Origin of the sequence: Paenibacillus allorhizosphaerae (assembly GCF_042659105.1) — a bacterium.
GTDB lineage: Bacteria > Bacillota > Bacilli > Paenibacillales > NBRC-103111 > Paenibacillus_G > Paenibacillus_G allorhizosphaerae.
Map to the genome: position 1 here is coordinate 102,388 of NZ_JBHSRV010000008.1, position 12,471 is coordinate 114,858.

The following is a 12,471-nucleotide window of genomic DNA, read 5'->3' on the forward strand; positions in this document are numbered from 1 at the left end:
TCCCTAAAAACCATTTTATCATTTTACGCCATTCCAAATCTATATTTCACTTCGTTGACACGTGTAACCTTTGCTTGACATCGTATAACGGCCGCGCTATCGTTGACCTTACAAAGGACTGGCAAGGAGAATGAATATGGTGACAAGAGACGATGTGGCCAGGCATGCGGGGGTATCCGTTGCGGTCGTATCTTATGTGGTAAACAACAAAAATAACGTGAAGGAAGAGACCCGTCAGAAGGTGCTCAGGGCGATTGAGGAGCTCGGATATAACCCCAATATGGCGGCACGAAGCTTAAAAACCAGAAAAACGAACCAAATCGGCGTGTTGTTTAACAACTTGGGCAATTCGTTTGAAACCGGGATTTCGTTAGGGCTTGAACAACGGGCCAGACAGTACGACCAATCGCTCATTTTCCAAACGTATATCCGGTCGGAGGAACATAAATTAAAGTCGATCTTCAGCGGACGGACGGACGGCATTATTCTGATGGGACAGAGCTTGAAGCCGGAGACGATCGAGCACTTTGCCAAATTCGGCGTTCCGCTCTATTCCGTTTTGAAGCCGGTTCAGGACCACGCCTATGTACGGAGCATTGACATTGACTGGTATGACGCGATGCTCAAGCTCGTTGAACATCTCAAGTCGCTCGGGCATCATAAGATCGGGTTTATGGCCAATGCAATGCACGATCATTACCACCATGTGCGGTTTCTTCACTTTCGGCAAGCAATGGAAGCGTCCGGGCTCGAATTTGAAGAGCATTCGCTGCTGCAAGCGGGCGGATATCTCGAGTCGGCTTACGACCGCATGAGCAATAGGATTAAAGCGAACCCCAAGCTGCCGTTTACCGCGATCGTCTGTGCGGGCGACCTGATGGCCATCGGCGTGCTGTCGGCCTGCAAAGATTGCGGACTATCGGTTCCGGGCGATTTGTCGGTTGCGGGATGCGAAAATATTTTGATGACTTCCCATACGACACCAACGCTTACGACCATTCATTATCCGAGGAAAGAGATCGGCTATATGGCCGTCGATACGATTATGGGTCAAATTCATAACGGGGATGAACCGACGGATTCCACCTTCGGCTTCGAGCTGATGATCCGGCAGTCGACAGTGAAACCAACAGGGTGACTGGCAGGAGCTAGCATCCACTGTCACTATATCGTAATACGAAACGGACGGGATAAGTGCGCTATTTTTCAACCCATGGGAAATAATAGTTGATACGCAAAATATACACGAGTATAATGGAGCCGACGGATCGAACAATTGCATCCTTGATCCATTTTATACAATAATCTACACGAGTAAATAGAGGAGGTAAATTCGATGGCGGACTTGACCCTTGATATCCCGTCGCTCGCAAAGCAATTTGAACAGGACGGCTATTTGCTCTTGCGCAGCGTCCTTTCCGCATCACAGGTAAAGGATCTGAATAAGGCGGTAGACCGAATCATAGCGGAGGAGCCTGAGGCACTTGCCTACAATGTGTACAACAGCGTAGAGAGAGACCCGTCCATTTTGTCGCTGATCGATCATCCGCAAATGTTACCGCTGATGGTCCATTTGATGGGCTACAATATTCAGCTTCACATTTCCCATCTGACCGTGCGCAAGCCGAATCCGAACGACCTCAAGACGACGACCAGCAGTTTCATTAATTGGCACCAGGACGGCCCGCATCCGAAGTTTCCGAACATCGGCGGCCTCACCGCAACGTATTACATTAAAGTTTGTTATATCTTGAGCGACATGTCCGAGCCGGACCGGGGCAATACGAAGGTCATCCCGGGCAGCCACCTTTTGCCGCACTTTCAGCCCTCCCAAACCGACGTGAATGTACCTCTCAAGGGAGAAATCCAAATATGCGGCAAACCGGGAGACGCCTTTGTTTTTGCGCAAAACCTGTGGCATGCCGGATCGCCGAATCGTTCGGCGTCATTTGAAAGGCGCCAGCTGTTCATCGGCTACAGCCCGATCTGGATGCGACCGATCGACTATCATAGCGCCTCGCCGAAACTGCTGGAGGGGGCCGACCCGATCCGCCGCCAGCTGCTTGGAGACATCAGCACGAACTGCTTCAAGTATTACGTTCCCGAACCGGCTATGGTCCCTCTTAAAAAGCTGTGGCATGGCGGTGCCTCTTCACAAAGCGGCTATGAGCAGTAGCTTTCGATTCATGGAACAAAGGGTTACACATGCTTGATTTGATGGGGGGCTGCGCGAGGAGAGCAACGGCTCTGTTGGCCCTCCTGTTCTACAGCGTTCTCTGATGCTTGCAGCCGTGCGCGCCGCCATGTTTGACTCGTCCGGGGCAATCCGATAATATCGGACTTACAACGCATCTGCCGCGAATGGCGGAGCTCCCGCACGATGGAGTTCATCGCGATTGCGGCGAATCTAACGGAGGTGCTGCGAGTCCATGAATCCGGTCATCGATTTATTGAAAAGCCACCGGTCGATCCGTAAATTTACAGCGCGAGCGCTGTCCCCGGAGCAGATCGACGCCATTGTCACGTCCGCCCAAGCGGCTTCGACCTCGAGCAACGTCCAAGCTTACAGTATCATTGCCGTGACCGAGCCCGATATCAAATCGGAGGTTGCGAGACTCGCCGGTTCGCTTGCTTACGTGGAACAGTCAGGCTTGTTTCTTGTTTTTTGCGCCGACCTCCATCGGATCAGGACGGCAACGGAACAACAAGGCGAGATGTTCCATCAAAATGCGGAAAGCTTCATCGTCGCCACCGTCGACGCCGCCCTTGCCGCGCAAAATGCCGCCATTGCTGCGGAATCGATGGGCCTGGGCGTTTGCTATATCGGTTCGATCCGCAACGAGATCGAACACGTAAGCCGGCTGCTAAAGCTGCCGGAGCTCGTCTATCCGGTGTTCGGCCTGACGATCGGCGTGCCGGATCAAGAGCCGTCCTTTCGCCCGCGCCTGCCGAAACAAGCGGTCGTGCATCAAAACGCGTATCAACCGGACCGGATTGAGGCCGGCATTGAAGCCTATGACGAAGTCATGCACGAATATTATAAAGTGCGTACCAACGGCAAAACGTTGACGAATTGGTCGAGCGGGATTGCCGATAAATACCGCAAGCCTGTTCGGGGGCACATGCGCTCGTTCCTTGAAGCGCAAGGCTTTCGGCTCGACTAGTCTTATACTGCTTAAGCGCACGCTTCACGAGCGGCAGGAACACGGACGATGCGAAGGGCTTCCTCACGTCCGCTTCTTGTCCGCGTGTTTCAGCGCTTCCCTAACGCTGAGCGGAGACAACTGGGTCTCCGCCACAAACCGCCGAACCGCCTCTTCATCCGTCTTCGAATATTCGCGCAGCGCCCAGCCGATCGCCTTCCGAATAAAAAATTCATCCGACTCCGATCGCCGCCGAATCAGCGCGAACAGCAGCTCCTTATCTGTCCGTGTCTTGTAACCGAGCTGGAACAAGATCGCCGTTCGCTGAAGCCAAATGTTGTCCGAGGCGATCCACCGCTCCGCTCTTTCCGGAATCAGCTCCGGAAAACGCGAGAGATGCAGCCCTACCAGCCTCGCTGCAATCAAATCGACCGTATCCCACCAAGATTTCGTAACGACCAGCTCCTCAAGCAGCACGATCTGTGCCCGATCCGCTTTCTTTGCCTGCCTTTCCAGCAGGCCCATCGCCGCATACTGAAATTCCCGTTCCGGGAGCCCCCACAGCCCCCGTACGCAAGCTTCGAGCTCATCCTTTGCCGGCAGCCCGCGCTCCTTCCAATATTGCTTCTCAAGCGCAACGCGTTCGGGCGATTTGATTCCAAGAAAAGGGAACTGATCCCGCATATACGCCTGCATCGGACCCGCTTGCCGCGGATTGGCATGCGTGCGCAGCAGTGCCTCGAGACCGGCCGCCGGCTCATAAATACGTGCTTCCATCCGCTTCGCCCCTTTTTGATTTCCGGTTTATTGAATCCGCATATACTCCTCTATTCGTCGCGTCCTTTCGTTTTCCTTTGCATATCCCTAGAATGAAAAAAACGCAGAAATCGCGAGCATCACCTAGAAAATGAAAGAATAATATTTTCAGAAAACGCCATGTTTCCATATGCTGTAACTTCGGATTGCCATATATGCGAATACACAAAACGCTCCTTTTCCGAGTTGACTAGCGAACATACATTCGATATTCTTCTTTCATGGGCATCCGCTCTCTATGAATGATTTCGGATAGGATGGTGTGAACATTGAAACAAACTGGCATCCAATTAGACGGAACGGCATTCTGCATACGCTCATACGGCGATATCGTTTTGCAACAATATAACGAGCACTCTTACGATAATCTGGGCGCTCAGCGCATGAATAATATCGCGAAGCCGCCCCACTCACGGACCGCTGGTCCGAAGCGGACGGGACAAAGGCGGGATGCGAATTGACTTTGACTGCAGAAGCCCGCGTGATAGATGACCCTGCGGTGAGAGAGACGGTATTTGCGCATCTGTCGCGCGCATGGGGAGTCCGGATTACCGGCTACAAACCGAACTTTCTCGGGCTGCACAACAGAAAATGGATCGTACATACCGACGCCGGGGACCTCTTCGTCAAGTGCTACCACCCGAAGCGCTATTCGCTGCTTGATCCGAAGCGCCTTGAGAAAATCGAGCGTTCGCTGATGGTGCAGCAGTATTTGCACGAGAACGGTGTGCCATGCCCCGCAGTTAAGACCGGCGCGGACGGCAGACCCGTTTATCGCACGCCCGACGGCCATTTCTACGTTGTCATGCACTGTGCCGCGGGACGGACGGCGAAAGCCGGTACGGTAGATCCGCTCCGCATGTATCGGCTGGGTCAGGTGACCGGCCTGATGCATCGCCTGCTTGCCCGCTCCTCGCCGCAAACCGGGGCGGTAGAAGGCTGGAAGCCTTCCCTACCGGTCATGAATGAGGAGTGGCGCAGCAATCTTAAGGCGGCACAGCAGCTGCCGAACCTCGACGCGCGCTTGCTCGCAGCGATGGAAGAGCACGGCCGTATTTTATCCACAATCGATCTGTCGATATTCGATGGCCTCAAGCACGGATGGGCGCACTGGGATTATTGGGTCGATAACATCTTGTTTGATGAGGACCAGGTGTCAGGCCTGATCGACTTCGATACCGTTACATACGGCTACCCGGAGATCGATGTCGCCAGAGTGCTGCTATCCGCGGCGTTTGACGCAGAGGAAGGGGAGCTGCGCACGTATGCCGCGGAAGCGTTCCTGGACGGCTACAGGGAGCATCGCATCTTCCCTTACAACCGGCTGCCGCTGGCCTTCAAGCTGCTCTGGTGCCGTGAAGCGCACTGGTGGCTTAGAGGAACGATCAAAGAAAAGGACGAGCCGCCAAAACGGTTCGCCGAAGAAATGATTTGGTTGACGGCACAGTGGGAATACCTGGAATCGCAATATGCCGATTGGTAAACGGCTTCTTCCTAAAGGGGCTGAAGACGAAGCTCATATGTCAACATGCGAAGGACGGCGCTACGAATATACGGGGAATTCGCAAAAATATTGTCCGTTCGGCAAAACAAATATAGTATAATCGAAACTGACCATATGATCGGAGATGACCTTTGCGGCTTCAGGCCGCTACTCCCATTTTGCATAATTCAAGCTTCGCTGGAGGAATGCACTTGTCCACAACCCCCGGTCCAAACCCGCCATCTAGCCTGGAAGACGAACTGCATTTTGCATTAGGCATGGTAGAGGCGCTTACCAACAATGCTACGGTCGCTTTTGTCGTTTGCGACTTGCACCATCTCGTAAGCCATATCAACGGTACGTTCATCCGGTTATTCGGCTGGTCGGAACAAGAGATTATCGGACAACCGAATCCGATCGTCCCTTCTTCGCTGTGGCCGGATTTCGCCGGACAATTGGCGACGCACGACTACGCCGTTCCCAATGTCGAAACGCTGAGGCAGCGCAAGAACGGCTCGATATTCCCGGCGAGCGAGTCGGTCATGCCGATCCGGGATAAGGATGGCCAGGCCATCGCTTATTGCTGTATCATCCGCGATATTTCCGCCCGCAAGCAGGCCGAGCTCGCACTTAAAATCAGCGAACAGCGATACAAATCGCTGTTCGAGCAAAATCCGGACGTCGTCTTTTCCCTTGACCTGAACGGCGTATTTACAAGCGCAAACGCCTCCTTGCGTCGCATCTCGGGCTATCTTCCGCACGAGCTGATCGGCAAGCCGGTCATGGAGCTTGTGCAAATCGACAACGGCGACGAAGTGCGCAAACGATTCATTGACACGAAGGAGCAGGGCGAGCCTCAGTCGATTGAAACGAGCGTGCTGCACAAGAACGGCTCACAGTTGCACCTTCAAATCATTATGCTGCCGATTATGATCGATGAGGAAGTCGTCGGCGTCTATTGTATCGCCAAAGACATCACCAAGCAGAAAGAAGCGGAGGCCACGATCCATTACTTGGCCTATCACGATACGCTTACCGGCCTGCCTAACCGCCGACGCTTCAATGAGGCGATCCAGCTTTCGGTCGAGAAAGCTTCCGTGGACGGCTCCAGGCTCGCCGTACTGCTGATCGATCTGGACAGCTTCAAACATATCAACGACAGTTATGGCCACGCGATCGGTGACCGGGTGCTGGAATCGGTGTCCACCCGCTTGAAAGCAAATGCCGTGAGCGGGTATATGGCCGCTCGGATGGGTGGCGACGAGTTTACGGTGCTGCTGACGGAAGTGCAAGATGAGGAGTCCGTACAGACGCTGGCCGCACGGCTGATCGATTCGCTATGTCTGCCGATACCGATCGGGCATCTGCAGCTGAGCGTTACTCCGAGTATCGGGGTTGCGATCTACCCGCAGCACGGAACCGATGCAGACACGCTGCTGCTGCATGCGGACACCGCGATGTACCGGGTGAAAACCGGGGGAAAGAACGGCTACGGCATGTATACAGGAGCATAAACACCGTCCGGCAATATGCCGGATTTTTTTGATGAGGGGCTTTAACCGGGCGAAGCTTTGTTCAACCGAGGCGATACGGGCGAAACGTTTTCGTGCTTCCCTTCCGAATCCGTGGGGGCTGCGCATTCATATTCGTTGGTGCAGCCAGTTCCAAATACTGGTCAGCGTGAGCTCCAAGTTGGAGAAGCCCTCACGGTTCACATAAGGCGATCTTCGCCGGAAGTAATCGGCGTGCTTGCCGATGATCGGCAGCCGCACATGATGGGATGGCGCATACTTGCGCGCGTTCCACCAAGGCTGCCCGAACGATCCTCGCTCGAAGCCGCCCCAGTTGCCGATCAGCGTGGCCGGATCGCGCGCCGAGCGGATGTAAAGCGTCCGCTCCCGCAGCGGTTCCGGTACGGGGCATTTGGGAGATCCGATTTGCACAACCCGCAGCTGCGCGCTGTGCACCGTACCGGCCCGGCAGAGCAGCTCCGCCGCTTGAACGGCCGCGACACCTCCTCCGCTGTGTCCGATCAACAAGGCGAGGCCGCCGGAGTACGAACCCGCTACCGCATCCGCCGCCAGCTTGCCGCCGATCGGCGCTAGCCTCGCTCTCCGCAGCGGGTACAGATCGTTGCGCATCTCCAGCAATTGATACAACAGCTTGCGGCTCCAATCGCCGTACGGAAAGAGCAGCTCCGTATGCCGAACATCCCAGCCGCCCAGGCGAAGGCGGACCGTAAGCTCGCTGCTGAAGTCTTCCATGAACGTAGGAGCCGTCGCAACGCCGGCCAGCGTGTAGATGTTTATTTTATTTTCCGGCAGGTCGGTACGTTTGCGCATCGATAATCCTCTCCATGATGCTCGGATGAGTCGAGCGGAACAGCTTGACGAGCAGCGGCGGATTCACATCGCTTAATGAGGAAGCAGCCAGTTTCTGATACATCGTTACTGCATTGTCGCTGCTGCCAATCAGCTCGAAAGCGAATAAGTCCGCGGCATGCTCCGCTTGCCTGGAAACCGTATTGGCGACAGGCAGCGAAACGAACGTAAGCACGGATAAAATCAACAACACGAGCGGGAATCCGGCCATGCTGCCGGCTTGCGGAATGCCGAGGCTTCGCCCCCACCGCTGTTGCACCCAGCGGTAAAGCCAGCTGCCGATCCAGATCAGGAAAAACGATGAGACGACCGCCCCGACCGCGCTCCATTCCAGGTGATGCATCACATAATGTCCCATTTCATGTGCCATAATGAGCAAAATTTCCGGTTCCATCAGGCTTCGAAGCGTCGTATCCCACAGTACGATCCGCAAGCTTGACCCGATGCCGGTAACATAGGCGTTGAGCTCATTCGTTTTTTGCGACATATCGACTTCATACACCCGATCCGCCGGGATGTCCGCCTTCGCCGCCAGATCCAAAATATGCCGCTCCAGCTTCGGATCGGACAGCCTTGTAAATTCATTGTACAGCGGATCGATCACAACCGGCTGAATATAGATCATGAACAAAGTGAAAGGAACCGACAGCAGCCACAGTTTGACCCACCAGCGGCCTCCGCGGCGAATGAACCAGAAAGCAACCGCGGCAACAAGCAGCATGACCGCATAATTGACGCCGAAACCGACCGCCTTGTCCCTTAGCCAGCTCCACACCGTTTGCGTGGACAAGCCGTAGCTTCTTGAGAGCGAATAGCTCGTAATGCGGAGCGGAAGGAAGACCAGAAATACAATCAGATTGATCCACAGTACGTAGAGCGGAAACCGCAGAGACACCGGCCGGACTGTCCGTTCCAATCGCTCCTGCCATCGCCCGGCGAAACCGGCGAGCAGCAGCACCAGATAGACCGCCCATTCCCAAGGGTAGCTGATGAAAAAAATCCAGTTGCGCGCTGCGGAAAGCGTCTGGCTCTGCTGCAGCTGCGCCTCGGATAAGTACGTAGCCGGGTCTGCCGCCGTTCCGCGGTACACAGTCGGCACCCCGCCCGTCGGAAATAAGCAAACGTAGAGGGCCATCAAGATGGCGTAAATGGCGAATACCATGAAGAAAATTCGTAAAAGCTTGCGCTGAGCGTCGGACATACCGCTTGTTTCCTCCCGGCTGCATTATCGTTATTTCCATTATATTGCTTCCCGTCCCAAATGAGAAATAAACGATCCGGCCGAAAGAAGGCCGTGTCGACTTTTTGTAATTCTCAAGTAACTTTCATCTCCTGTCTATCGTCTGTATAATGAAAATAGACAACAACAGGATAGGAATGATACGATGCTGAACTTGAATCAACCATGGAAATTGGCCGCTGTCGTCGCGTTAAGCGGCGCGCTTCTGCTGACGGCCGGGTGCGGCGGCGACAAAAAGCCCGAACCGGCAGCCGCCGATCCGGGGAAGGCGACAACGACGACGCCAGTGACGACGCCAGGCACGGATGCCGCTGCAAAGCCGGGATCGGATACCGGAAAAAACGGCGGAACGTCCAGTCAGACGCCGGCAACCCAACCATCGCAGCCTACGACGCAGCAGCCCCCGACACAGGGTGCCGGACCGAAAAGCAATACGGCCATTCAAGTTGTCGCCAATCCGACCGATAATGCGGTGATGGTCAACAAAACGTACAAACTGCCGGACAACTATAAACCGACGGACTTAGTGGAGCCCGACGTTCCTTTTACGTTCAAGGAGCATTTGGAAAAGCGCAAAATGCGCAAGGAAGCCGCTGCCGCGCTGGAGAAGCTATTTGCGGCCGCAAAGAAAGACGGTTTGCCGCTCGCCGGCGTGTCCGCCTACCGCTCTCACGAAACGCAAACGACGCTATATAATAATTATGTCAAGAAGGACGGCGAGGAAGCCGCGAACAAATACAGCGCGAAGCCGGGCCATAGCGAGCATGAGACGGGGCTGGCCATCGACGTTTCCGGTTCCACCGGCAAATGCGCAGCCACCGATTGCTTCGCGGATACGAAGGAAGCGAAGTGGCTTGACCAGCACGCACCGGAATACGGCTTCATCATCCGCTATCCGAAAGGCAAAGAAGCGATTACCGGCTACCAGTATGAGCCATGGCATCTGCGGTACGTCGGTACGGAAACGGCCAAGGACATCGCCAAAAAAGGCGTAACGTTCGAGGAATATATGGGCAGTTCCGTCCCCGTAAGCAAACCGAAATGAGACCTTTGCAAATGCGACAGACTTCGGCACGAACCCGCCCGAAGTCTGTTTTTCTTTTTCCTAACGGTAGGCCGTCTCGCGCCGCATCATGTAGGGATACAGCAGCACCAGGCCGGCAGCGTACAACGCAAAGGCGAAATACGCCGGCAGCAAATGCATGAAATCCGTATAGCCGATCTGAAAATGAACGCTGAAACCGGCGACAAACCCCGGCAGCCCGCCAAGCAGAAACGTCCACCAGAGCCAGCGCCGGCCCTGGTTTATTCCCCACAGCGCCATGATAAGCAGCGCGAGCGCATCCGAGAACAGCGCGCCGCCGAATCCTGCACGGTCGTGCGCGATCAAGGGAACTAATCGCTCGTTGATCGCGTTCAGCATATCCGGTGAAGTGCACAAATATTGCAAATCCTGCGGTACGAAGACGCCGGTCACGCCAACGCCGGCAATCACGAGGCCGCCGACAGCCAGTGCGATTCCAAGCGAGACGAGCATCAGCTGCCCCCATTGCGCCCGAAGCCACATGCGGTCGTTGATCCGGCTCGGCGCATCGCGCGGCGGAGCGTCTGCGCCCGCACGCATCGACAGGATGAACATCGGGAGCAGCACAGCGGCAGCCACTGCATGCAGCGGGTCGAAATAGCCGTAACCCAAATACAGGAAAAAACTGCTGAACCCAACGAGGCCCGAGGTCATCAGTGCGGTTTTGGCCCAATGATGCCGATAGCGCAAGCCGTGCCAGGCAAGCTGAAAGTACAAGATTCCGATCGAAATCATCGTCCCCGCGAGCGTCACACGGTCATGCGACATGAAGCCGAGCAGCCGGGCGTTTGTCGCTGAAAGCTCGCCGCGGCTTAGCCCCAGAAAAGATAAATCATAAGGCAGCACCACTTGGGTCGCCGCAATGAGCCAGGCCAGCAAACCGCCGATCATCATGCCTATCCCAAGCAGACACATCCAGCCCCAGCCGGACCAGAACGACGGGAGCTCCGCCTCCGGCAAGATGCCTTGCCGAATCCGCTCGCTGATGATGGCCTCGTTAATTCGCTTCGGCAGCCCGGGGCCGGCGTACACGAGCCCGCTGTGCAGCTGCACGTACGTTGCGCCGGCTTCCAGCAGGTCGAGCGCATCCTGCGGTTCATGGATGCCGCCGCTCGCGATAAGAGCAAGCCTCGCATCGCAAAGCTCGCGGAGCCGGCCTATAAGGGCCAGACTGACGGCTTTCGCCGGCTTTCCTACCGCAGCGCCTTCCGTAGTTCGAAGAGCCTCGCCCAATACGATGCCGTCCCATTCAGCCGGGCGGATCTGATGAATAAGCTTCTCCAAAGTTTGTTCCGATATGTCAAGAGGCACATACAACAGCAGCGGTTTTTCCTGCCCCCACCGCTCTCTTGCCTCCCGTTGCAGCCGGTTCGCCAGCTCCGCATTCCGTTCTGCGGACCAGGCATGATCGTAAGCATCGATATAAAACGCGGAAGCATACGGAGCGAGCTCAGTCATACCGCTGAGCTGCTGCGCGCAAGCTGCTTCCCATGTACTTCCCGGCATTTGCCGGGTTCGAATGAATAACGGCAGCCGGTGGCCTTGCTTTTTTTGCAGCCGCCATACCGTCTTCGCAAGTCCCGCGTTCGCATACGGCTCGGGATATACGATGACCTCCGCCTCGGGCTCGCGCCGAATCCGCCGGTGCGCGACGATTTCTTCAGGTGTGATCGGGCCGATCTCGATAAACCCGAAACCGAAAGGCGACATCGCTTTGTTGGCCGTACCCTGGCTATCGAGCGTACCGCTCAATCCGACGGGATACGGTATTTGGATGCCCGCCAGCTCACTTTCAAGTATGGGTGACGACTCCATATGTCCAAGCGTTCGTATGAGAAAGGTGCCTCCGGGCATGCGGCTGATCAGCCCCATCGCCTGCAGCGTGAAATCCCGGGCGGTTTCGGACGGCAGACGAAACAGCACAGGACGAAACACGGTTTGATACGACCAGTCGGGCATAACGATTCCCCCTTTTTCCCTACTATATCAGCTGCCCATCCGGTTGGCGATGCCCAGCCGATGAAGTAACGCATCTTGCCTTCCATCGAAAACCATCGGGATACCGCCGTTTCGTTTCGTCAAACTCTGGGCCTCAATGCGGGATAAACGTCCAGTTCAAAGAAGCAATACGGTCATATAATACAGTAGTTCCACCGGAAAGGAGTTGCTTACGATGGGTGTAGGATTCGGCAGTTGTGGTGTAGGCGGCGTATGGACCAGCACGGCAGCGATTCTGGTTCTGTTCATTTTGCTGGTTATCGTTTCCCGCGGTTTGGGCTGGTAATATTCGTCCATGAAATAAGGAGGCCGGGTGCATACCCGAG

Annotated in this window: 11 protein-coding genes; 7 read left to right on the forward strand and 4 right to left on the reverse strand. The window is 55.4% G+C overall.

The features are described 5' to 3' along the window. Positions 1-136: 136 nt before the first annotated feature. The 3 genes from ACFQI7_RS25290 to nfsA all read left to right on the forward strand — a co-directional run bounded on the left by ACFQI7_RS25290 (position 137) and on the right by nfsA (position 3,164). The gene (locus ACFQI7_RS25290; protein WP_218099746.1) at positions 137-1,138 is read left to right on the forward strand and encodes a LacI family DNA-binding transcriptional regulator; all 1,002 of its coding nucleotides are present in this window, start codon (positions 137-139) and stop codon (positions 1,136-1,138) included. Positions 1,139-1,336: 198 nt separating this feature from the next. Further along, positions 1,337-2,176 (forward strand): phytanoyl-CoA dioxygenase family protein, encoded by an 840-nt coding sequence (locus tag ACFQI7_RS25295; protein ID WP_218099747.1) that lies wholly within the window; start codon positions 1,337-1,339, stop codon positions 2,174-2,176. Positions 2,177-2,429: 253 nt separating this feature from the next. After that, positions 2,430-3,164, forward strand: coding sequence for an oxygen-insensitive NADPH nitroreductase (gene nfsA, locus ACFQI7_RS25300; protein ID WP_218099748.1), 735 nt, complete (start codon positions 2,430-2,432; stop codon positions 3,162-3,164). 63 nt (positions 3,165-3,227) lie between these two features. Here nfsA and ACFQI7_RS25305 read toward each other — a convergent pair whose 3' ends face one another. Beyond that, on the reverse strand, positions 3,228-3,920 hold the full coding sequence (locus ACFQI7_RS25305) for a DNA alkylation repair protein (protein ID WP_218099749.1): 693 nt from the start codon (positions 3,918-3,920) through the stop codon (positions 3,228-3,230). 496 nt (positions 3,921-4,416) lie between these two features. Between ACFQI7_RS25305 and ACFQI7_RS25310 the strand changes: the two genes are divergently transcribed. Both ACFQI7_RS25310 and ACFQI7_RS25315 read left to right on the forward strand, forming a co-directional pair. Further along, positions 4,417-5,442, forward strand: a complete 1,026-nt coding sequence (locus tag ACFQI7_RS25310) for a phosphotransferase enzyme family protein (protein WP_218099750.1) — start codon at positions 4,417-4,419, stop codon at positions 5,440-5,442. Between the two features lie 212 nt (positions 5,443-5,654). Continuing rightward, positions 5,655-6,956: a diguanylate cyclase domain-containing protein gene (locus tag ACFQI7_RS25315; protein WP_218099751.1), complete on the forward strand. Its 1,302-nt coding sequence runs from the start codon at positions 5,655-5,657 to the stop codon at positions 6,954-6,956. Positions 6,957-7,082: 126 nt separating this feature from the next. On the opposite strand, the gene ACFQI7_RS25320 is transcribed toward ACFQI7_RS25315, so the two are convergent. Together ACFQI7_RS25320 and ACFQI7_RS25325 are read right to left on the reverse strand one after the other, a co-directional pair. Continuing rightward, complete coding sequence (locus ACFQI7_RS25320; protein WP_218099752.1) at positions 7,083-7,784, reverse strand: hypothetical protein; 702 nt, start codon at positions 7,782-7,784, stop codon at positions 7,083-7,085. Further along, complete coding sequence (locus ACFQI7_RS25325) at positions 7,753-9,024, reverse strand: M48 family metallopeptidase (protein WP_218099753.1); 1,272 nt, start codon at positions 9,022-9,024, stop codon at positions 7,753-7,755. Before ACFQI7_RS25325 ends, ACFQI7_RS25320 begins: the two co-directional genes overlap by 32 nt. Before the next feature lie 184 nt (positions 9,025-9,208). Here ACFQI7_RS25325 and ACFQI7_RS25330 point away from each other — a divergent pair, with 184 nt between their 5' ends. Next, positions 9,209-10,108 (forward strand): M15 family metallopeptidase, encoded by a 900-nt coding sequence (locus ACFQI7_RS25330; RefSeq protein ID WP_218099754.1) that lies wholly within the window; start codon positions 9,209-9,211, stop codon positions 10,106-10,108. 60 nt (positions 10,109-10,168) lie between these two features. Here ACFQI7_RS25330 and ACFQI7_RS25335 read toward each other — a convergent pair whose 3' ends face one another. Then, positions 10,169-12,106, reverse strand: a complete 1,938-nt coding sequence (locus tag ACFQI7_RS25335; RefSeq protein ID WP_218099755.1) for a beta/alpha barrel domain-containing protein — start codon at positions 12,104-12,106, stop codon at positions 10,169-10,171. 214 nt (positions 12,107-12,320) lie between these two features. Between ACFQI7_RS25335 and ACFQI7_RS25340 the strand changes: the two genes are divergently transcribed. Continuing rightward, positions 12,321-12,431 (forward strand): YjcZ family sporulation protein, encoded by a 111-nt coding sequence (locus ACFQI7_RS25340; RefSeq protein ID WP_218099756.1) that lies wholly within the window; start codon positions 12,321-12,323, stop codon positions 12,429-12,431. The last annotated feature ends 40 nt before the right edge of the window (positions 12,432-12,471 follow it).

What these genes read in the sequence shown, in the direction of transcription:
- ACFQI7_RS25290 (WP_218099746.1), top strand. Translation starts at nt 137, where the DNA reads ATGGTGACAAGAGACGATGTGGCCAGGCATGCGGGGGTATCCGTTGCG.
- ACFQI7_RS25295 (WP_218099747.1), top strand. Translation starts at nt 1,337, where the DNA reads ATGGCGGACTTGACCCTTGATATCCCGTCGCTCGCAAAGCAATTTGAA.
- nfsA (WP_218099748.1), top strand. Translation starts at nt 2,430, where the DNA reads ATGAATCCGGTCATCGATTTATTGAAAAGCCACCGGTCGATCCGTAAA.
- ACFQI7_RS25305 (WP_218099749.1), bottom strand. Translation starts at nt 3,920, where the DNA reads ATGGAAGCACGTATTTATGAGCCGGCGGCCGGTCTCGAGGCACTGCTG.
- ACFQI7_RS25320 (WP_218099752.1), bottom strand. Translation starts at nt 7,784, where the DNA reads ATGCGCAAACGTACCGACCTGCCGGAAAATAAAATAAACATCTACACG.
- ACFQI7_RS25325 (WP_218099753.1), bottom strand. Translation starts at nt 9,024, where the DNA reads ATGTCCGACGCTCAGCGCAAGCTTTTACGAATTTTCTTCATGGTATTC.
- ACFQI7_RS25330 (WP_218099754.1), top strand. Translation starts at nt 9,209, where the DNA reads ATGCTGAACTTGAATCAACCATGGAAATTGGCCGCTGTCGTCGCGTTA.
- ACFQI7_RS25335 (WP_218099755.1), bottom strand. Translation starts at nt 12,106, where the DNA reads ATGCCCGACTGGTCGTATCAAACCGTGTTTCGTCCTGTGCTGTTTCGT.
- ACFQI7_RS25340 (WP_218099756.1), top strand. Translation starts at nt 12,321, where the DNA reads ATGGGTGTAGGATTCGGCAGTTGTGGTGTAGGCGGCGTATGGACCAGC.